Source organism: Blautia faecicola (genome assembly GCF_004123145.1).
Lineage (GTDB): Bacteria > Bacillota > Clostridia > Lachnospirales > Lachnospiraceae > Oliverpabstia > Oliverpabstia faecicola.
Window position 1 is genome coordinate 1,286,413 of the sequence record NZ_SDKC01000001.1, and the last position, 20,215, is coordinate 1,306,627.

The following is a 20,215-nucleotide window of genomic DNA, read 5'->3' on the forward strand; positions in this document are numbered from 1 at the left end:
TTCTCTGCAAGAAGGAGTAACATGAAGGAAGTAAGAGAATTCATTATGAAATGTGTTTTTCTCCTGACCGCGTGTGTATCGATCGCGGCGGTAGTCCTGATCTGCATCTTTATGTTTGCAAACGGACTTCCGGCGATTGGAAAGATCGGACCGCTGAACTTTCTGCTGGGAGAAAAATGGAAACCTATGAACAACATTTTCGGTATCCTGCCGATGATCATAGGAAGTATCTATGTAACTGCCGGAGCTATTATTATCGGTGTGCCGATCGCATTTTTTACATCGGTATACCTGGCAAAATTCTGTAACGAGAGATTATATAAGATTCTGAAGCCGGCAGTGGAGCTGATGGCAGGAATCCCGTCCATCGTATACGGTTTCTTTGGACTGGTAGTGATCGTTCCGATCATGCAGAAGGTTATGGGAGGAAGCGGAAAAAGTGTCCTGACCGCATCGGTATTGCTGGGAATCATGATCCTGCCGACGGTGATCGGTGTGGCGGAAAGCAGTATCCGTGCCGTTCCGGATTCTTATTATGAAGGTGCTCTGGCACTTGGTGCCACACGGGAGCGAAGCGTATTTTTTGCGGTACTTCCGGGAGCAAAATCCGGTATTCTTGCCGGTGTGGTTCTCGGCATCGGCCGTGCGATCGGTGAGACGATGGCGGTGATCATGGTTGCCGGTAATCAGCCGATCATACCGAAAAGCCTGGGTATGGGCGTTCGAACCCTTACTTCCAACATCGTTATGGAGATGGGATATGCAACGGATCTTCACAGAGAAGCACTGATTGCAACGGCGGTCGTGTTATTTGTCCTGATCCTGATCATTAATCTGTGCTGCAGCGCACTGCAAAGGGGGAACAGACAGTGATGGAAAAATTAAAAGGACAGCTGGAAAGCTATAAATCACAGCCATTTTCTCTGGTGCTGCGGCTTCTGATGTGGATCGCCACATTTCTTACCGTGGGAATCACGGTCTGTATCGTAGGGTATATTCTGATCCGCGGAATCCCGAATCTCTCTCCGGAGATGTTTGCCTGGGAATATAACACAGAAAATGTATCCATGATGCCGGCGATCATCAACACGGTTCTGATGGTACTTCTGGTTCTGTTATTTGCTGTTCCGGTAGGTATCGGTGCAGCCATCTATCTGGTGGAATATGCAAAACGAGGAAGCAAACTGGTAAAACTGGTACGGATCACCGCGGAAACACTTTCCGGTATTCCGTCAATCGTGTATGGTCTGTTCGGTTATCTGTTATTTGCAACCACATTCAAATGGGGGTATACCTTCCTGGGAGGTGCACTTACCCTTGCAATTATGATCCTGCCTCTGATTCTTCGAACGACAGAAGAAGCGCTGAAGGCAGTTCCGGATTCGTTCCGTGAGGGAAGTTTCGGACTGGGAGCCGGAAGACTGCGGACCATTTTCCGTATCATTCTTCCGTCTGCGGTTCCTGGTATCGTATCGGGTGTCATCCTTGGTATCGGTCGTGTCGTAGGAGAGACGGCGGCACTGATGTACACCGCGGGAACCATCGCAAAAGTACCGGGACTGATGAGTTCGGGAAGAACACTGGCAGTTCATATGTATGCACTGTTGTCCGAGGGACTGTACATGAAACAGGCGTATGCAACCGCAGTGGTACTTCTGATCGTGGTACTTCTTATTAACGCTGGATCCGGCTGGATCGCAAAAAAACTGACAAAGAGGTAAGAAAATGGAGAAAGATAAATTTACGATAAAAGATCTGGATTTGTTCTACGGGGATTTTCAGGCATTGAAAAAAATTTCCATGCATATCCCGGAAAAAGAGATTACTGCCTTTATCGGACCTTCTGGTTGTGGAAAATCGACGCTGTTAAAATCCTTAAACCGGATGAATGATCTGGTGGAGGGCTGCAAGATCACAGGAACACTGCTGCTGGATGGGGAACCGATCAATCAGATGAAAAATGTCAATCTGCTCAGAAAGCGGGTAGGTATGGTATTTCAGAAGCCAAATCCGTTTCCGATGAGCATCTATGACAATGTTGCCTACGGACCGAGAACCCACGGAATCCGCAAAAAGAGTGAACTGGATGCAATCGTGGAAGATTCTCCGAAAAAAGCAGCGATCTGGGACGAGACAAAAGACCGCCTGAAAAAGAGCGCGCTCGGTATGTCAGGCGGACAGCAGCAGAGACTCTGTATCGCGAGAGCACTGGCAGTACAGCCGGAAGTTCTTCTGATGGATGAGCCGACGAGTGCGCTGGATCCGATCTCCACGACAAAGATCGAAGACCTGGCACTGGAACTGAAAAAACAGTATACGATCGTTATGGTTACGCACAATATGCAGCAGGCAGCCAGAATCTCAGACAAGACAGCATTTTTCCTTCTGGGAGAGATGGTGGAGATGAATGATACGGAAACTATATTTTCGAAACCGAAGGATAAACGGACAGACGATTATATCACAGGGAGGTTTGGCTGATGGCAAGACAGGCATATCAGGAGCAGCTGCTTAAGCTGAATGGAGAATTGATTGAGATGGGTGACCTCTGCGAGGAGGCGATGTCGCTGGTGATGAAGGCACTCCGGGAAAAGGATGAGCAGATCGCGGACAGCGTACATACGATTGAACGGAAGATCGATCAGAAAGAGCGGGATATCGAGGCAATGTGTATGAATCTGCTGCTGCGCCAGCAGCCGGTATCCGGGGATCTGAGAAGTATCTCTTCTGCACTTCGTATGATCGCGGATATGGAGCGGATCGGGGATCAGACCGCAGATATCGCAGATGTATCCAAACATCTGACCGGTTTCCAGCTGGAAGTACACCCGAAGATTTTTGATATGGGCAAGATCGCTTCAAAGATGGTCAATGACAGTGTCAATGCGTTCGTTCAAAAAGACGATAAACTGGCATCCGAAGTCATCGCCACGGATGATCAGGTAGACCGTCTGTTTGAAGAAGTGAAGGCGGAATTGATGGAAGAAATCATAAAAAATGCCAACCACACCGGCAGCGAACTGGATATTTTGATGATCGCAAAATACATGGAGCGGATCGGGGACCATGCGGTAAATCTTGGCGAGTGGGTGCATTATTATATTTATGGTGAGAAAGTAGAAGATAATGACGATTGATTATTTGAAAGAGAGTTTCGTTTGAAGGAAAAACAGGATTCTTTTTCTACTATATACAAAAATCCCGTACAGGGGTTGGAAACTGAACAACAGTTTTCGGTTGCTGTACGGGATTTTGTGTTTTTAAAGTTTGATTCAGATACTTTTACAGTTCTTTTCCGTCTACCACTTCGTCGTATTCGGCGTTGTCTAACAGTTCATCGAAAGCATCAGCAGCGATCTCGTATTCGTCATCGTCTTCGATGTTTTCCAGAGTCGGCTGCTGTCCTTCTTCCTGGAAGAAACGGTATAAGAATACTTCACCGTCCTGGTTTTCTCCGTTTTCATCTAACGGCAGCAGAGCGATATATTTGTGCTCGCCGGCAGGGAAGATGGTCAGTACGGCACAGACCAGTTCACTGTCATCGTCCAGGGTCAGGGTTACGGTTGCGTTCGGGTTGGATAAATCAAGGTTGCAGTCAGATCCGCAGGAATCGCAGGAACCGGTGCATGCGCTGTTTTCCAGATCACTCATAATAAAAACCTCACTCTTTCTTAATATGGTAGCTGTTCTGTATCAGCATAAAGATTGCAGACAGAACAGCTATATCTATGTATACTTTAACAGAAGAAATCATAAAAAGCAACGGATTTTCTATTGACGGGAGAAAAATGTAGTTTTATACTTAACCTATGTTGTCGAAGCAGACTGGCTCCGGCAGAATGTAAGAATGTAAGAATACATTCGAAAAAGCAGGAGGAGAGATATTATGGATATCAAATTTATTAAAAGAGAAGAACTGCAGGAAAAACCGGATCAGAAGAAACTTGGTTTCGGTAAATATTTCGCTGATTACATGTTCACTATGGACTATGATGAAGGAATTGGCTGGCATGACGCAACCATTCGTCCGTACGGACCGATTGAGATGAATCCGGCTACTGTAGTTTTACATTATGCACAGGAAACATTTGAGGGACTGAAAGCATACAGAAGAGCAGATGGTCAGATCCAGTTATTCCGTCCGGAGATGAACGCACGTCGTATGATCAATTCCAATGAACGTCTGTGTATGGCAACGATTCCGGAAGATATGTTTATTGAAGCAGTAAACGCACTGGTAAAAGCAGAAGAAGACTGGGTTCCGTCTGAACCGGAAACTTCTCTGTACATCCGTCCGTTCGCATTTGCATGTGAGTCTTCTCTGGGCGTACACAAATCAAAAGCATACAAGTTCGTAATTATCCTTTCTCCTGTAGGTGCTTACTATGCAGAAGGTCTGGCTCCGGTTAAGATCATGGTTGAAGACGAATATGTTCGTGCCGTACAGGGTGGTACCGGATTTACAAAATGCGGTGGTAACTATGCAGGATCTATCATCGGTCAGGTAAAAGCTGAAAAATATGGCTGCTCTCAGGTATTGTGGCTGGATGGTCGTGAAAGAAAATATGTAGAAGAAGTTGGCGCTATGAACATCATGTTCAAGATCGACGGCGAAATCTACACAGCTCCGATCGAAGGAACTGTACTTCCAGGCGTAACCAGAGATTCCATCATCCACATCTTGAGAGACTGGGGATACAAAGTAAATGAAACTCATCTGTCTGTAGATGATCTGATGCAGGCCGGAAGAGACGGAAGACTGGAAGAAGTATACGGAACCGGTACAGCAGCAGTTATCTCTCCGGTAGGCGCACTGGTTTACAAAGGAGAAGAAATCACCATCAATAACTTCCAGATTGGTGAACTGACTCAGAAACTGTATGATTATCTGACAGGTATCCAGTGGGGTAAAGTAGAAGACAAATATGGCTGGACAAGACTGGTAAAATAATAAAGAATAATTGTGCTGATATGCATGATTGATATAAGAAAGGGCTGTCGCAGAAGATAACGATGCGGTGGCTCTTTCTTTTTTACGCGGATAGGAGAAATCGTATGGAACAAAGAAAAACCCCATTACTGGATGCAATTGTAGATTATACAACAGATCGTCCGGTATATTTTAAGATTCCGGGGCACCGGTATGAAAAAGGGATCAGTCTCCGCTGGAGACAGTGGACGGGGGACGGGATTTTCCGGTTTGATCTGACAGAGGCGGAAGGTCTGGACGATCTGCATGAACCGGAGGGTGTGATACGGGAGGCGCAGGAACTGGCGGCGGAAGTATTTCACGCGAAAAAGACATATTTTCTGGTCAACGGGACAACCTGTGGCAATGAAGCGATGGTGCTTGCTTCCGTAAAAGAAGGCGAGAAGATCATGGTGGCAAGAAATGCCCACAAATCTGTGCTGATGGGACTGACGCTAAGTGGAGCGGTTCCCATTTATCTGATGCCGAAACAGGATCCGGCAACCGGACTGTGGGGAAGCCTGACGCCGGAGACGGTGGAGGAAGGTTTCCGGCAGCATCCGGACTGTAAGGCCGTATTTCTGGTGAGTCCGACCTATTATGGTGTGTGCAGTGATATCCGGGGGATCGCGGAAATCTGCCATAGACACGGCGCTGTACTTCTGGTGGATGAGGCACATGGAGGGCATCTGTATTTTCAAAAAGAGGGAACGGCCACGGAGACATTACCGCTCGGAGCGATTCTGCAGGGAGCGGATCTGTGTGCACAGAGCATGCATAAGGTGACGGGATCTCTGACGCAGAGCTCACTGCTTCATGTGGGAAGTGACCGGGTGGATCTTGGAGGGCTGGAGAACTGTCTGCATATGGTACAGAGTACCAGTCCGTCATATCTTCTGATGACATCGCTGGATGCGGCGCGGTATGAATTGGCGCTTCACGGGGACGAGATGCTGGCACGGGGACTGAAACTGGCACAAATGGCGCGAGAGACGATCAAAAAGATTCCGGGGATTTTCTGTGTGGGAGAAGAAGCCAGGGGAGAGGCAATCTATGATCTGGATCTGGTAAGATTGGTAATTTCAGCGGAAGATCTGGGATTATCCGGCTATCAGCTGGCAGACCGGCTGTATGAGGAATATAAGATCGGCATGGAACTTTCCGATGACCGGTATGTGGTTGCCGTTGTGACCTATGCCAACGAGGAAAGCGATATGAAGCGGCTGGCGGAGGCGTTGGAAGACATCAGCAGAAAAGAGACGGGAAAGAAGCAGGAAGACAGCGTGCATGCTGCAACGCGTCCGGTTCCGGAGATTCCGCCGATGATCGATACGCCGCGGCAGGCATTTTTTAAAGAAAAGAAACGGATCCCATGGCGGGAGGCAAAGGGACAGATCGCAGCGGAGGCACTGATCCCGTATCCGCCGGGAATCCCGTTAGTGAATCCGGGAGAACTGGTGACGGAGGAAATCTGGGAATATATGGAAGAGTACCGGAAAAAAGGACTTCATTTTCACGGACCATCGGATGCTTCACTGGACAGCTTTTGTGTGTTATAATAGAATCATTGACAAAACAGGAGGACAGATGTTTGAAACTGATATCATGGAATGTAAATGGGCTGCGCGCCTGTGTGACGAAAGGATTTAAAGAACGCTTTCAGGAGCTGGATGCGGATATTTTCTGTATTCAGGAGAGTAAGTTGCAGGAGGGACAGATCGATCTGGATCTTCCGGGTTATTATCAGTACTGGAACTATGCAGTGAAAAAAGGATATTCGGGTACAGCGATCTTTACAAAACAGGAACCGCTGTCTGTACGATATGGAATCAACATCGAGGAACATGATCAGGAAGGACGGGTGATCACACTGGAGTACCCGGAATTCTTTATGGTGACCGTGTATACACCGAATTCCCAGAATGAACTGGCACGACTGCCTTACCGGATGCAGTGGGAAGACGATTTTCTGGCGTATCTGAAGGGGCTTGAGAAAGAGAAACCGGTGATTTTCTGTGGTGATCTCAACGTGGCACACAAAGAGATTGACCTGAAAAACCCGAAAACCAACCGGAAAAATGCCGGATTTACCGATGAGGAACGGGAAAAATTCTCAAAAGTACTGGAATCCGGTTTCATCGATACCTTCCGTTATTTTTATCCGGATCAGGAGGGCATCTATTCCTGGTGGTCTTACCGGTTTAAAGCGAGAGAAAAGAATGCGGGATGGCGGATCGACTATTTCTGTGTGTCCGAAAGCCTGAAAGACAAGCTGGAAGATGCGAAGATCCATACAGAAATCTTTGGATCCGATCATTGTCCGGTAGAGCTGGATATCCGTTTATAGAGGGGGAAAAAGATGGGAACAGAACGAAAACCCTGGAAGATCAGTCCGGGGGATCCATCCCGTCCGGGAGTGACCGGGAGAGGAAACCGGTATAATTTTGCGGTAGATACCGGAAGCGGTGAACCGCTGGAACTTCTGTTTTATAAGAATGGGAGCGAAGAACAGCGCATTTTGCTGGATGAGACATATCGCACCGGCAGCCGGTATGCGGTGCTGGTCGAAAAACCGGGACTGTACCAGTATGAGTACCGGTATCGGCAGGGAGAGACAACATTTACCGATCCTGCAGCAAGACTGGTAAAGGGGGAACCGCATTTTGGTGAAAAAGCGGAAGAGAAAGCGGAGACCGCGGCAAAAGTGCTGAGAGGATATCCGGTGACACCGCTAGCGGAACCGGTTTCTTATGAAAATATGGTGATTTACAAAGTACATCCGAGGGGTTACACGATGCAGAAGACCTCCGGAGTGCGGGCGAAGGGAACCTTTCAGGGACTGGCAGAGAAGATTCCGTACTGGAAAGAACTGGGGATTACCTCTCTGGAGTTGATGCCGTCCTATGATTTTGAAGAATATCCGCTGAAAACGAAAGAAAAAGACCGGTATGGATATGAGAAAACGATCCGGTATCAGGAAGAAAAACTGAATTACTGGGGATATACGAAGGGAAATTATTTTGCTCCGAAGGCGGCGTACTGTAAGAGCAATCAGCCGGAGAAAGAATTGAAAAGTTTTTTCAGTGCTCTTCATGAGGCTGGCATCGAGTATCTAATGGATTTTTATTTTCCGGTGGAGACGGATCCGCAGACGGTGCTGGAAGTGCTGCGGTTCTGGCGGATGGAGTACCGGGTGGATGGATTTGTCTTGATGGGTGACGGTGTCTGGATGGAACTGCTGGCGAGAGATGCGGTACTTGCGGATGTGAAACTGATCGGCTGTGGCTATGATATGAGCGCGATTGCAAGAAAACTGGGTGGAAAAAAACGTCTGGCAGCCTGTCACAGCGGATTTCAGAGTGTGATGCGCCGATTCCTGCGAGGTGACGAGGATCAGGTGAATGGATTCTTATATTACACCAGAGAAAATCCGCAGGATCACGGCGAGATCCATTATCTGGCAAACCACGATGGATTTACACTGGTGGATATGACCAGTTATGATACCCGTCATAACATGGAAAATGGTGAGGAAAACCGGGACGGAAGTGCGTATAATTACAGCTGGAACTGTGGCGTGGAAGGTCCGACACGAAAGACATCGATTCTGGAACTTCGGAGACGCCAGATGAGAAATGCATTGCTTTTGTTGTTTCTGTCACAGGGAACGCCGCTGTTATACGGTGGTGACGAACTGGGAAACAGCCAGATGGGGAATAACAATGCGTACTGCCAGGACAATGAAATCGGCTGGGTGGACTGGAAAAAGGGCAGATCGTACAGCCAGTTGAGTGGATTTGTAAAAGATCTGATCCGTTTTCGGAAAGATCATCCGATCCTGCATATGCCGCAGGAACTCCGCCCGACCGACTACAAATCCCTCGGCTGGCCGGAAATTTCCTATCATTCGGAACGTGCCTGGTTTGCAGACACGGAGAGCAGCAGCCGGCAGATCGGTATTTTGTACTGCGGGGGCTACGCAAAAGAGATGACCGGGAAAGCGGATGTATTTATCTATGTGATCTACAATATGCACTGGAATGAACATAAATTCGCCCTGCCGGATATCCCGGAGAGGATGCACTGGTATCTGGCGATCGATTCCTCGAAGAAGGACAGTGTCTACCCGAAAGGGGAAGAACCGTTGCTGGAAGAGAAGAAATCGATTTATGTAAAACCGAGAACGATTTTGGTTCTGTTAGGGGATACCAGAGCATCAAGGTCGGAAGGCTGATCACGACATTTTAGGAAGACAGGAGACAAGTAACATGAATGCATGGGGACATTTTAAGACGATCACATCCCATAAACTTCTGGTTATGAAGTATTGTTTTAAAGTGGGATTATATAAACAGGGACTTTTGCATGACCTGTCGAAATATTCTCCTACCGAGTTCCTGGTGGGAGCAAAATACTATCAGGGAACCAGAAGTCCCAACAATGCAGAGAGAGAAGCAACCGGAGTGTCTACTTCCTGGCTGCATCACAAAGGAAGAAACAAACATCATTTTGAATACTGGGTAGACTATGGGATCGGGGCAGAGCACGTGCTCGCCGGTATGCCGATGCCAAGAAAATACATCGCCGAGATGATCATGGACCGCATCAGCGCGTCACGGACCTATCATCCGGAAACGTATACCGATGCCTCGCCGCTGGAATATTTTATGAAGGGAAAAGATCGTCTGTGGTTCATCCACCCGGATACCAGCGCACAGATCGAATATCTGCTGCGGATGCTGGCAGTGAAGGGGGAGAAAAAGACCCTCTGGTATATCAAACATGTGTATCTGAAAAACAAAGGCAGATTCGGCGGAAGTGGATCCACCTATGTAAGCCCGAAGAGGCGGGTACATTCATAAAAGTGTAGAAAAAAGACGGTTGATGTCGCTGTGTGAGAGCAGAGCGGTGTCGACGGTCTTTTTTTGGTTACACAGATTTTGTTACATGGTGTGATAACAGAGAAGATATATTGCTTCGTATTTCTGCCATAGCTCTATTGCGTATGTATCTTGACAAAAATATAAAGATAACATATACTTTGAAAAGGTAATGATTTGAGAATCAAAATAAAAGCGAAGAAGAGGAATATATATGACAACGAAAATGATAGGAACAGGAAGTTATCTGCCGGAACATGTGGTGAGCAATGATGATCTGGTGAAGCTGGTGGATACCAGTGATGAGTGGATTGCTTCCCGGACAGGTATTCGGAATCGACGGATCGCGACAAAGGAAAGCGGGGCAGATATGGCAGCCGCAGCAGCAAGGGAAGCGTTAAGGGACGCAGGGATGGATGGATCGGAGATTGATCTGATCCTGGTCGCAACGTGCAGCTGTGATTTTCAGTTTCCCAGTACCGCATGTCTGGTGCAGAAAGCTATCAACGCTACGAAAGCGGCGGCATTCGACCTGAGTGCGGCATGTTCCGGATTTTTATTTGCCCTGCATACCGCACATGCGTATATCTGTGCAGGAATCTATAAAAACGTCTTGCTGGTGGGTGTGGAAGTGCTGTCCAAACTGATCGACTGGAAGGATCGTTCTACCTGTGTTCTATTCGGAGACGGCGCCGGGGCAGCGGTGGTAACAGCGGCAGATCATGGGCTGGAAGGACTTGTCCAGTGGTCGGATGGCGCGGGCGGTGAAGTGCTTACCTGTCCGGGAAGAGCGATGGGGAATCCGTGGAAAGAGAATGCTTCTGAAACTGGATATATTCAGATGAGCGGACAGGAAGTCTTTCGGTTTGCAGTAAAAAAAGTCCCGGAATGTATCCGGCAGGTAACAGAAAAGACGGGAACGAAACTGGAAACCATCGACTGGTTCGTTCTTCATCAGGCAAACAGCCGGATCATTCAGTCCGTGGCTAAGCGGCTGGGAGTGCCGGAAGAAAAGTTTCCGATGAATATGGAGCAGTACGGCAACACCTCCGCAGCCAGCATCCCGATTCTTCTCGATGAGATGAATAAAAAGGGAATGTTGCAGCCGGGACAGAAGATCATTCTCTCCGGATTCGGTGCAGGGCTGACCTGGGGTGCGGCGCAGCTGGAGTGGTAGAAGGAAAACAGAAAGAAAAGAATATGGGAGCAACGGAAACTTTGATGAGAAGAGTTCCGTTGCTCTTTTTGTATTGCAGTGTATACCAATAATTGGTTCCGTGGACTAAATTTGATTTGCGCAGGTGATCAGAGAAAGTTTGCAGTTACTTCAGAATATGGAAAAATAAAACCCGAAAAATGAGAAATAATATACAATAAGTACCTTGACAAAATACCCACAGGGGGTATATATTAAAAATACCCACAGGGGGTATACAAGAAAACTAAATGAGGTGATCGAGTGAAAGAACAGAATCCTGCATTACAGGACGAATCTATAAAAACAGATAACGAGACATGTGAGATGTGTGCGACGGAAAAAGCAGAACCGGAAAGCAATACTGCACAGGAAGAAACCGGATGCTACTGTCATTGCAAGACGACAGCCCGCTCCCAGGATGAGCGAAAGAAACTGATGAATCGTCTGAGCCGCATCGAAGGACAGATCCGCGGCATCAAGGGAATGCTTGAAAAGGATGCTTACTGTAATGACATCCTGATTCAGTCCGCAGCAGTCAGTGCAGCGATGAATGCATTTAACCGGGAGCTGTTATCCAGCCATATTCATTCCTGCGTTGTCCGGGATATCCGGGAGGGAAAAGACGAAGTGGTGGATGAGCTGATGGCTACGTTGCAGAAACTGATGAAATAATGATACTAGGGTCAAAAGGTCAGAAAATAACTGAAAATTAAAAAACAGTTATCATATAAAGTATTTACAGAAAGGGTGAATCAAGACATGAAACAATACAACGTAACCGGAATGAGCTGCGCCGCCTGCAGTGCCAGAGTGGAAAAAGCAGTGGGAAAAGTTCCGGGAGTTACCTCCTGCTCTGTCAGCCTTCTGACGAACTCGATGGGCGTGGAAGGTGATGTACCGCCGGAGCAGATTATTGCGGCGGTGGAACAGGCAGGATACGGCGCTTCCGAAAAAGGAGCCGGAGAAAAAAAACAGTCCGGAGCCGATGCATCCGCACTCGAAGATAAGGAAACACCGGTCTTAAAACGCAGACTGATCGCATCCGTCGGATTTTTACTGGTGTTGATGTATTTTTCCATGGGGCATATGATGTGGGGCTGGCCGCTGCCGGCATGGTTTAATGACAACCACATCGCGATGGGACTGGTACAGCTGCTTCTGGCAGGTATCGTCATGGTGATCAACCAGAAATTCTTTATCAGCGGTTTCAAGAGCCTGTGGCACAGATCTCCGAACATGGATACGCTGGTAGCGATGGGATCAATGGCATCCTTCTTATGGAGTGTGTATGTGCTTTTCGCAATGACCAGAGCACAGGTGGACGGCAATATGGAAGCCGTTATGGATTATATGATGGATTTTTATTTTGAATCCGCAGCGATGATCCTGACGCTGATCACCGTGGGAAAGATGCTTGAGGCGAGATCCAAAGGAAAGACCACGGATGCGCTGAAAGGTCTTATGAATCTGGCACCGAAGACAGCCGTTTTGGTCAAAGGAGAAAAAGAAGTCACCGTACCGATCGAGCAGGTGGAAAAAGGAGATATCTTTGTTGTCCGCCCGGGTGAAAGTATTCCGGTGGATGGAAAGATTCTGGAAGGACACAGTGCAGTCAATGAAGCGGCGCTGACCGGAGAGAGTATCCCGGTGGATAAAGAAGAGGGTGACCTGGTATCGGCAGCTACGATCAACCAGTCCGGATTTATCCGCTGTGAGGCAACGAGAGTGGGGGAAGATACCACATTGTCTCAGATCATCCAGATGGTTACCGATGCGGCTGCGACAAAAGCGCCGATTGCGAAGATCGCAGATAAAGTTTCCGGTGTATTTGTACCGGTGGTTATCCTGATCGCGGTAGTTACAACAATCGTATGGCTGCTTGCCGGACAGACTTTCGGCTACGCACTCGCAAGAGGTATTTCCGTACTGGTTATCAGCTGCCCGTGTGCACTGGGACTTGCCACACCGGTAGCAATCATGGTTGGTAACGGTATGGGAGCAAAAAATGGTATCCTGTTTAAAACCGCTGTTTCGCTGGAAGAAGCCGGAAGAGTACAGATCGTGGCTCTGGATAAGACGGGAACCATCACAAGTGGTGAACCGAGAGTAACGGATCTGATATGCGAACCGGGATACGAGGAAAATACACTGCTGGAGCTGGCAGGAGCACTGGAAAAGAAGAGTGAACATCCGCTGGCAAAGGCAGTACTGTTAGAAATCGAACAGAGAAAAATTGCCACCAAAGAAGTGGAAGATTTCCAGGCACTGGCAGGAAATGGTCTGACAGGAACGCTGGAGGGACACAGACTGCTCGGTGGAAGCATGAAATACATCAGCAGCCAGGTGGCAGTAGGAGAAAATGTAAAGAATCAGGCACAGGCGCTGGCAAAACAGGGAAAAACGCCATTGCTTTTTGCAAAGGATGACGTATTGATCGGTATGATCGCCGTTGCCGATGTGATCAAGGAGGACAGCCCGAAAGCGGTACAGGAACTGCAGAATATGGGTATCCGGGTCGTTATGCTGACCGGAGACAATGAGCAGACTGCAAAAGCGATCGGCGCACAGGCAGGCGTGGATCAGGTGATCGCCGGAGTCCTTCCGGATGGAAAAGAAGCAGTTATCCGTAAATTAAAAGAATATGGAAAAGTAGCCATGGTCGGAGACGGTATCAACGATGCGCCGGCACTGACCAGAGCTGATATTGGAATCGCCATCGGCGCCGGAGCCGATGTGGCAATCGATGCCGCAGATGTGGTACTGATGAAGAGCCGCCTGAGTGATGTGCCGGCAGCTGTCCGGTTAAGCCGTGCAACTCTGAGAAATATCCATGAGAACCTGTTCTGGGCATTTTTCTATAACATTATCGGTATCCCGCTGGCAGCCGGTGTATGGATCCCGATTTTCGGATGGACGCTGAACCCGATGTTCGGAGCATTGGCGATGAGCCTGTCAAGTTTCTGTGTAGTATCGAATGCTCTGCGCCTGAATCTTTTTAAAGTGAAAGATTCACACAGAGATCATAAGATAAAAAATGAAGTTATCCTTCCGCAATGGGAGGCATCGAAAGGAGAAAAGAATATGACAAAGACAATGACAATCAAAGGTATGATGTGCGGACACTGTGAAGCAAGAGTGAAAAAGACTCTGGAAGAACTGGAACATGTAACCGAAGCACAGGTAAGCCATGAAAAAGGAACCGCAGTGGTATCCATGGAGACAGAAGTAGCAGATGAGGTTCTGAAAAAAGCGGTGGAAGACCAGGGTTATCAGGTGGAAAACATTCAGTAAAAGTGAAGAACAGATCTGAAAGAAAGAAGGAAACAAAATGGTAAAGACAATCGTTGGCGTGGATGGCATGATGTGCGGTATGTGCGAAAGTCATGTGAACGAAGCTGTGAGAAATGCATTTTCAATCAAGAAAGTAAGCTCTTCTCACGGAAAGAAACAGACAGAGATCATCTCCGAAGAATCTCTGGATCATGAGAAACTGAAAGCAGCCATCGAAAAAACAGGCTATCAGGTAACTTCTGTGACAGAAGAACCGTATAAGAAAAAAGGATTTTCCCTGTTCGGAAGATGAGAAAATGGGAAAAGGAAAAGGTGTCCGGGAGGATGCCTTTTCTTTTTCGGAAAGAAACTGAGCATTCTGTATTCGCTTTTTCGATGTGGCACTTAGAATGGCACTCAGAGTAAGGCTGATATTTCCCTGTTGCCCTGCTGCTGATGAATCTACTATTTTTTTCGAATTCATACGGTTGCGGATTGATAAAATTTTGGATGATATATCTGATCAGATCAGGGAGAAAACCGAATATCTTTCGGAGCCTGTTCAAAAGAAATCATCTTCAACCGGCGATTGAGATGAATCTGATCAGGATGACGATACCGGATAAGCCAAACAGCAGGAATCAGAGATATGTGAAAATCTGATAAAGATTTATAGCATTGGAAGTCAAAAATAAATAAAAATCAAAACCTACAGGCATGGAAGATCCGGGAAAGGTCGGAACTTCCATGCCTGTAAAACTATAGTACACTTTTTGAAAAAATCATGCTATAATAAAAAACTGAAATTATACGACAGAGGACGAAGAGCATGGAACAGGCAGATAATTTATTGTTGCGGATTCAAAAATATGACAAGACCTTCAGCAAAGGGCAGAAACGTCTGGCGGCTTATGTGTTGAAAAATTATGACAAGGCGGTATTCCTGACGGCATCGAAACTGGGGAAAGAAGTGGGTGTCAGTGAGTCGACGACCGTGCGGTTTGCCACACAGCTGGGGTACAAAGGATTTCCGGAATTTCACCGGGCACTGGAAGAACTGGTGCGGAATAAGTTAAATTCCATCCAGCGCATGAAAGTGACCTACGGGCATGTGCCGGAAGCAGAAATCCTGGATACCGTGTTTCAGTCAGACATCGAGATCATCAAGCTGACGATGGAACATATCGATCATGCGGCATTTGAGATGGCGGTGGAGACACTGCTTTCTGCGAGAACTATCTATATTATCGGTATCCGGAGCTGTGCACCCTTAGCTAGCTTTTTGAGTTTTTATCTGAATATGATCCTGGACGATGTGCGTCTGATCCAGACGAGCAGCGCCAGCGAGATCTTTGAACAGATGATCCGTATCGGAGATCAGGATGCAATCATCGGCATCAGTTTTCCGCGGTATTCCATGCGAACCTTAAAGGCAATTGAGTTTGCCAACAACCGGAATGCCAAGGTGATCACACTGACCGACAGTGTGCATTCTCCGATCAATCTGTATTCATCCTGCAATCTTATCGCGAGAAGTGATATGGCATCCATCGTCGATTCTCTGGTGGCACCGTTAAGTGTGGTCAACGCACTGGTGGTGGCACTCTGTATGAAACGGCAGAAAGAAGTCGTGCATACCCTTGAGACCATGGAGAAAATATGGGACGAGTATCAGGTATACAGCAACGATGAGATGGAACACGCGGACGATACGATCAAGATGTTGAACCCGGAACAGGAGGACCAGAAAACATGAAACGATTTTTGATTATCGGCGGAGGTGCGGCAGGCATGCTGTCTTCTGTCTACGCGGCGCGAAATGGGATGGAAGTGCATCTGTTTGAACAGAACGAAAAGCTCGGAAAGAAACTTTTCATTACCGGAAAAGGCAGATGCAACTTTACCAACGGCTGTGCCACAGAGGAACTGTTTGAGTCCTTCATTACCAACCCGCGCTTTTTATACAGTGCCGTCTACGGTTACACGAACTACGATGTGATCGACTTTTTTGAAACGGCAGGCGTAAAGACAAAGATGGAGCGCGGCGGACGGATGTTTCCGCTGTCCGATCATTCCTCGGATATCATCCGGGCGCTGGAACAGCAGATGAAAAAAGCCGGTGTGAAGATCCATCTGGGCAGCCGGGTAAAACGGCTTCTGGTAGAAAAAGAAGAGGATGGAAATGCAAGGATCACCGGAATTCAGCTGGAAAACGGAGAAAAGATCCGGGGCGAACAGGTACTGGTTGCCACCGGCGGCAATTCGTATCAGTCGACAGGCTCCACCGGGGATGGATACCGGATGGCGAAAGAGGGCGGTCATACCGTAACAGATCTGCAACCGTCTCTGGTGCCGATGGTGACAGCTGAGGAATATATTCCGAGATTACAGGGGCTGTCCCTGAAAAATGTAACCCTGTCTTTGTATGACGGAAAAAAATGTGTCTACGAAGATTTCGGGGAAATGATGTTTACGCATTTTGGGATTACCGGTCCGCTGGTGTTATCAGCCAGCGCAAAGGTGGGAAAACTCTTAAAAAAGAAGTATCTGACGGCGAGGATCGATCTGAAACCGGCACTGACCGCAGAGCAGCTTGACGCAAGACTTCTGCGGGAATTCGAAGAAGGAAAGAACAAACAGTTTAAAAACGTGGCCGGTTCTTTATTCCCGGCAAAACTTCTTCCGGTTATGCTGGATCTCGGCGGCATCGCACCGGGAAAGAAAGTGCATGAGATCACCAGAGAGGAACGTGCCGGATTTATCGAAAAGACGAAAGCCTTTCCATTTACCGTGACCGGACTCCGGGGCTTCCAGGAAGCCATCATCACAAAAGGCGGCGTTCAGGTAAAAGAAGTCGATCCGAAGACGATGGAGTCCAAAAAGACAAAAGGGCTTTATTTTGCCGGAGAAGTGCTGGATCTGGATGCACTGACCGGTGGCTATAATCTGCAGATCGCCTGGTCAACGGCTCATGCGGCGGCAATGGCGGCAGCTGAGGCAGAAAGATAAAAGCAGAAAACTGATTGGTAAGAAGGACATTGCAGGATATTTTAGGACAATAAGACTGTCAGAGGATGAAGTGGTTTTGATAAAATAATAAAAAAAACGGAATATTCCGGGGAAAGAGGAAAACATATGAGTTATGCAATCGCAATCGATGGACCATCTGGTGCAGGAAAAAGTACCATTGCAAAAAGAGTAGCAAAAGAACTGTCTTTTATTTATGTAGATACCGGAGCCATGTATCGTGCCATGGCACTGTATGTGCTGGAACAGAACATTGATCCACAGGATCAGGCAAAAGTAGCAGCAGCCTGCCCGGATATCGATGTGACGATCCTTTACGAAGACGGCGTACAGCAGGTTCTGTTAAACGGAAAAAATGTATCCACAGAGATCCGTCAGGAAATCGTAGGAAATACCGCATCCAAGATCTCCGTGATCAAAGAAGTGAGAGAAAAACTGGTAGCACTGCAAAGACAGCTGGCAGCAAAAGAAAATGTAGTCATGGACGGAAGAGATATCGGAACACAGGTACTTCCGGATGCGACAGTCAAGATTTATCTGACCGCCAGCGCGAAAGAGCGTGCGAAGAGAAGATATCTGGAACTGCAGGAAAAAGGAATGCCGGGTGAACTCGATCAGATCGAGGCTGACATTATCGAGAGAGATAACCGTGATATGAACCGTGAGATCTCCCCGCTTCGCCAGGCAGAAGATGCAGTGCTGGTGGATGCGTCCTTTATGGGAATCGAAGAAGTGACTGCGGCAGTGATTGCAGAATTTGAGAAAAAGAAACAGGCATAAGAGGTGCATATGGAAGAAAGAAAGATTCTGGTAGCCCGTACCGCGGGATTCTGTTTCGGCGTGAAACGGGCGGTGGAAAAAGTATATGAGCAGGTCAACATGGGCAAACAGAATATTTACACCTATGGACCGATCATTCACAACGAAGAAGTGGTGACGGATCTGGAGAAAAAAGGTGTCCGGGTTCTGGAAAATGAACAGGAACTGAAAGATCTTATGGAAGGAACTGTGGTGATCCGTTCTCATGGCGTACCGAAAGAAATCTACGAAGTGATCGAAGAAAAAGGGCTGGAATGTGTGGATGCCACCTGCCCGTTTGTACGGAAGATCCATAAGATTGTGGAGCGGGAAAGTAAAGCAGGACGCCATATTATTATCGTTGGCAATGACACACACCCGGAGGTGGAAGGCATCAAAGGCTGGTGTGAAGGTCCGGTGACTGTGATATCCAGCCACGAAGAAGCCGAAAATCTCGCCTTTTCGGAGGGTGAAAAGCTGTGTGTGGTGAGTCAGACGACATTTAATTACAACAAATTTCAAGAATTAGTTGAAATTCTTGAAAAAAAGAGGTATGATAAAGTTGTTTTAAATACGATCTGTAGTGCGACCGAGGAAAGACAGCTGGAAGCACGGCAGATTGCCTGCGAAGCAGATACCATGATTGTCATTGGCGGCAGACATAGTTCCAATACGCAGAAATTATACGAGATTTGTCGAAAAGAGTGTGAAAATACTTACTATATACAGACACTTGTTGATTTGGATACTAAGCCTTTTCAATGTATTGGTTGCGTAGGTATTACAGCGGGGGCTTCCACCCCAAATAATATAATTGAGGAGGTTCAAAAACATGTCAGAATTAAGTTTTGAACAAATGCTGGAAGAATCATTAAAAACAATTAGAAATGGGGAGGTAGTCGAAGGTACAGTAATCGACGTCAAAGAAGACGAGATCATTTTAAATATTGGTTACAAAGCTGATGGTATTCTTACAAAGAACGAATACAGCAACGATTCCTCTATCGACCTTACAACTGTAGTAAAACCTGGTGATACTATGGAAGTAAAAGTCCTGAAAGTAAACGATGGTGAAGGACAGGTTCTGCTGACTTACAAGAGATTGGCAGCAGAAAAAGGAAACAAGAGACTGGAAGAAGCTTTCGAAAACAAAGAAGTTCTGAAAGCAAAAGTTTCTCAGGTACTGAATGGCGGACTGAGCGTAGTGATCGACGAAGCAAGAGTATTCATTCCTGCAAGCCTGGTTTCCGATACTTATGAAAAAGATCTGAGCAAATATGCAGATCAGGAAATCGAATTCGTTATCACAGAGTTCAACCCGAGAAGAAGAAGAATCATCGGTGACAGAAAACAGCTGTTACTGGCTGCAAAAGCTGAACAGCAGAAAGCTCTGTTTGAGAAGATCGCAGTTGGCGATGTTGTAGACGGTGTTGTTAAGAACGTTACAGATTTCGGTGCATTCATCGATCTGGGCGGAGCAGATGGTCTGCTGCATATCTCCGAGATGTCCTGGGGAAGAGTAGAAAACCCGAAGAAGATCTTCAAAGTTGGTGAGCCGATCAAAGTTCTGATCAAAGATATCAACGGAGACAAGATTGCACTGAGCCTGAAGTTTGAAGATCAGAACCCATGGCTGCATGCAGATGAAAAATATGCTGTAGGAAATGTAGTAGAAGGAACTATCGCACGTATGACAGAGTTCGGTGCATTCGTTGAACTGGAACCAGGTGTAGATGCTCTTCTGCATGTATCCCAGATTTCCAGAGAACATGTGGAAAAACCTTCAGATGTTCTGAGCGTAGGTCAGGTAATCACAGCAAAAGTTGTTGATTTCAACGGCGAAGAGAAAAAAATCAGCCTGAGCATGAAAGCTCTGGAGCCAGCAGCTGAAGAAGCAGCAGAGGAAGAGTAATCTGTAGCCGGGCAAAGAGATCTGACAGATCATAAATTTATGTAAGCAAAAGATAAGCCACCCGATATGCAAAACAGTATGTCGGGTGGTTTTTGTGCATATGACAAAACAAAATCCGTGATTGCGTGTGTGACAATCGCGGATTTTTTCTATATTATAAT

At 47.1% G+C, this 20,215-nt stretch carries 20 protein-coding genes; 19 read left to right on the top strand and 1 reads right to left on the bottom strand.

Annotation, left to right across the window (positions count from 1 at the left end):
• Window positions 1–21 precede the first annotated feature (21 nt).
• Genes pstC through phoU form a run of 4 tightly spaced genes read left to right on the top strand, consistent with a single transcriptional unit; the run spans window position 22 to window position 3,137 of the window.
• On the top strand, window positions 22–873 hold the full coding sequence (pstC, locus tag ETP43_RS05765) for a phosphate ABC transporter permease subunit PstC (protein ID WP_129259487.1): 852 nt from the start codon (window positions 22–24) through the stop codon (window positions 871–873).
• Entirely contained in the window at window positions 873–1,721 is an 849-nt protein-coding gene (pstA, locus tag ETP43_RS05770; protein WP_129257356.1) for a phosphate ABC transporter permease PstA, read from the top strand. The genes pstC and pstA overlap by 1 nt, the downstream gene beginning before the upstream one ends.
• A gap of 4 nt (window positions 1,722–1,725) precedes the next feature.
• Complete coding sequence (gene pstB, locus ETP43_RS05775; RefSeq protein ID WP_129257357.1) at window positions 1,726–2,481, top strand: phosphate ABC transporter ATP-binding protein PstB; 756 nt, start codon at window positions 1,726–1,728, stop codon at window positions 2,479–2,481.
• On the top strand, window positions 2,481–3,137 hold the full coding sequence (gene phoU / locus ETP43_RS05780; protein WP_129257358.1) for a phosphate signaling complex protein PhoU: 657 nt from the start codon (window positions 2,481–2,483) through the stop codon (window positions 3,135–3,137). The genes pstB and phoU overlap by 1 nt, the downstream gene beginning before the upstream one ends.
• Before the next feature lie 145 nt (window positions 3,138–3,282).
• Here the strand turns inward: phoU and ETP43_RS05785 are convergent, their stop codons facing one another.
• Entirely contained in the window at window positions 3,283–3,651 is a 369-nt protein-coding gene (locus ETP43_RS05785) for a DUF1292 domain-containing protein (protein ID WP_129257359.1), read from the bottom strand.
• A 235-nt stretch (window positions 3,652–3,886) separates the two neighbouring features.
• Between ETP43_RS05785 and ETP43_RS05790 the strand changes: the two genes are divergently transcribed.
• The 15 genes from ETP43_RS05790 (at window position 3,887) to rpsA (ending at window position 20,054) form a co-directional block, all read left to right on the top strand.
• Entirely contained in the window at window positions 3,887–4,951 is a 1,065-nt protein-coding gene (locus ETP43_RS05790; RefSeq protein WP_129257360.1) for a branched-chain amino acid aminotransferase, read from the top strand.
• Between the two features lie 104 nt (window positions 4,952–5,055).
• On the top strand, window positions 5,056–6,528 hold the full coding sequence (locus ETP43_RS17895; protein ID WP_164979609.1) for an aminotransferase class I/II-fold pyridoxal phosphate-dependent enzyme: 1,473 nt from the start codon (window positions 5,056–5,058) through the stop codon (window positions 6,526–6,528).
• A gap of 32 nt (window positions 6,529–6,560) precedes the next feature.
• On the top strand, window positions 6,561–7,316 hold the full coding sequence (gene xth, locus ETP43_RS05800) for an exodeoxyribonuclease III (protein ID WP_022400102.1): 756 nt from the start codon (window positions 6,561–6,563) through the stop codon (window positions 7,314–7,316).
• Between the two features lie 12 nt (window positions 7,317–7,328).
• Window positions 7,329–9,203: an alpha-amylase family glycosyl hydrolase gene (locus ETP43_RS05805; RefSeq protein ID WP_129257362.1), complete on the top strand. Its 1,875-nt coding sequence runs from the start codon at window positions 7,329–7,331 to the stop codon at window positions 9,201–9,203.
• A gap of 34 nt (window positions 9,204–9,237) precedes the next feature.
• Window positions 9,238–9,831 carry a DUF5662 family protein gene (locus ETP43_RS05810; RefSeq protein WP_022400100.1) on the top strand — a complete coding sequence of 198 codons (594 nt, stop codon included), beginning with the start codon at window positions 9,238–9,240 and terminating at the stop codon, window positions 9,829–9,831.
• A gap of 232 nt (window positions 9,832–10,063) precedes the next feature.
• Window positions 10,064–11,026: a beta-ketoacyl-ACP synthase III gene (locus ETP43_RS05815; RefSeq protein ID WP_129257363.1), complete on the top strand. Its 963-nt coding sequence runs from the start codon at window positions 10,064–10,066 to the stop codon at window positions 11,024–11,026.
• 282 nt (window positions 11,027–11,308) lie between these two features.
• Window positions 11,309–11,719, top strand: coding sequence for a metal-sensing transcriptional repressor (locus ETP43_RS05820; RefSeq protein ID WP_330546407.1), 411 nt, complete (start codon window positions 11,309–11,311; stop codon window positions 11,717–11,719).
• 87 nt (window positions 11,720–11,806) lie between these two features.
• Entirely contained in the window at window positions 11,807–14,338 is a 2,532-nt protein-coding gene (locus ETP43_RS05825) for a heavy metal translocating P-type ATPase (RefSeq protein WP_129257364.1), read from the top strand.
• Between the two features lie 37 nt (window positions 14,339–14,375).
• Window positions 14,376–14,630: a heavy-metal-associated domain-containing protein gene (locus ETP43_RS05830; RefSeq protein WP_022173159.1), complete on the top strand. Its 255-nt coding sequence runs from the start codon at window positions 14,376–14,378 to the stop codon at window positions 14,628–14,630.
• 281 nt (window positions 14,631–14,911) lie between these two features.
• Window positions 14,912–14,980 (top strand): Fic family protein, encoded by a 69-nt coding sequence (locus ETP43_RS18355; protein WP_334295512.1) that lies wholly within the window; start codon window positions 14,912–14,914, stop codon window positions 14,978–14,980.
• A gap of 166 nt (window positions 14,981–15,146) precedes the next feature.
• Window positions 15,147–16,073, top strand: a complete 927-nt coding sequence (locus ETP43_RS05840) for a MurR/RpiR family transcriptional regulator (protein ID WP_022400096.1) — start codon at window positions 15,147–15,149, stop codon at window positions 16,071–16,073.
• On the top strand, window positions 16,070–17,326 hold the full coding sequence (locus ETP43_RS05845) for a BaiN/RdsA family NAD(P)/FAD-dependent oxidoreductase (protein ID WP_129257365.1): 1,257 nt from the start codon (window positions 16,070–16,072) through the stop codon (window positions 17,324–17,326). Before ETP43_RS05840 ends, ETP43_RS05845 begins: the two co-directional genes overlap by 4 nt.
• Window positions 17,327–17,452: 126 nt before the next feature.
• Complete coding sequence (gene cmk / locus ETP43_RS05850) at window positions 17,453–18,124, top strand: (d)CMP kinase (RefSeq protein ID WP_129257366.1); 672 nt, start codon at window positions 17,453–17,455, stop codon at window positions 18,122–18,124.
• A 9-nt stretch (window positions 18,125–18,133) separates the two neighbouring features.
• A complete protein-coding gene (gene ispH, locus ETP43_RS05855; RefSeq protein WP_129257367.1) occupies window positions 18,134–18,994 on the top strand; it encodes a 4-hydroxy-3-methylbut-2-enyl diphosphate reductase in 861 nt (286 codons plus the stop codon).
• Window positions 18,975–20,054 (top strand): 30S ribosomal protein S1, encoded by a 1,080-nt coding sequence (gene rpsA / locus ETP43_RS05860; RefSeq protein ID WP_022400092.1) that lies wholly within the window; start codon window positions 18,975–18,977, stop codon window positions 20,052–20,054. Before ispH ends, rpsA begins: the two co-directional genes overlap by 20 nt.
• Window positions 20,055–20,215 lie beyond the last annotated feature (161 nt).

Coding starts and splice junctions, on each gene's coding strand:
- ETP43_RS05840 (WP_022400096.1), top strand. CDS start 15,147: ATGGAACAGGCAGATAATTTATTGTTGCGGATTCAAAAATATGACAAG.
- ETP43_RS05810 (WP_022400100.1), top strand. CDS start 9,238: ATGAATGCATGGGGACATTTTAAGACGATCACATCCCATAAACTTCTG.
- ETP43_RS05815 (WP_129257363.1), top strand. CDS start 10,064: ATGACAACGAAAATGATAGGAACAGGAAGTTATCTGCCGGAACATGTG.
- ETP43_RS05790 (WP_129257360.1), top strand. CDS start 3,887: ATGGATATCAAATTTATTAAAAGAGAAGAACTGCAGGAAAAACCGGAT.
- pstA (WP_129257356.1), top strand. CDS start 873: ATGGAAAAATTAAAAGGACAGCTGGAAAGCTATAAATCACAGCCATTT.
- cmk (WP_129257366.1), top strand. CDS start 17,453: ATGAGTTATGCAATCGCAATCGATGGACCATCTGGTGCAGGAAAAAGT.
- pstB (WP_129257357.1), top strand. CDS start 1,726: ATGGAGAAAGATAAATTTACGATAAAAGATCTGGATTTGTTCTACGGG.
- ETP43_RS17895 (WP_164979609.1), top strand. CDS start 5,056: ATGGAACAAAGAAAAACCCCATTACTGGATGCAATTGTAGATTATACA.
- pstC (WP_129259487.1), top strand. CDS start 22: ATGAAGGAAGTAAGAGAATTCATTATGAAATGTGTTTTTCTCCTGACC.
- phoU (WP_129257358.1), top strand. CDS start 2,481: ATGGCAAGACAGGCATATCAGGAGCAGCTGCTTAAGCTGAATGGAGAA.
- ETP43_RS05805 (WP_129257362.1), top strand. CDS start 7,329: ATGGGAACAGAACGAAAACCCTGGAAGATCAGTCCGGGGGATCCATCC.
- ispH (WP_129257367.1), top strand. CDS start 18,134: ATGGAAGAAAGAAAGATTCTGGTAGCCCGTACCGCGGGATTCTGTTTC.
- ETP43_RS05785 (WP_129257359.1), bottom strand. CDS start 3,651: ATGAGTGATCTGGAAAACAGCGCATGCACCGGTTCCTGCGATTCCTGC.
- ETP43_RS05845 (WP_129257365.1), top strand. CDS start 16,070: ATGAAACGATTTTTGATTATCGGCGGAGGTGCGGCAGGCATGCTGTCT.
- ETP43_RS05830 (WP_022173159.1), top strand. CDS start 14,376: ATGGTAAAGACAATCGTTGGCGTGGATGGCATGATGTGCGGTATGTGC.
- ETP43_RS05825 (WP_129257364.1), top strand. CDS start 11,807: ATGAAACAATACAACGTAACCGGAATGAGCTGCGCCGCCTGCAGTGCC.
- rpsA (WP_022400092.1), top strand. CDS start 18,975: ATGTCAGAATTAAGTTTTGAACAAATGCTGGAAGAATCATTAAAAACA.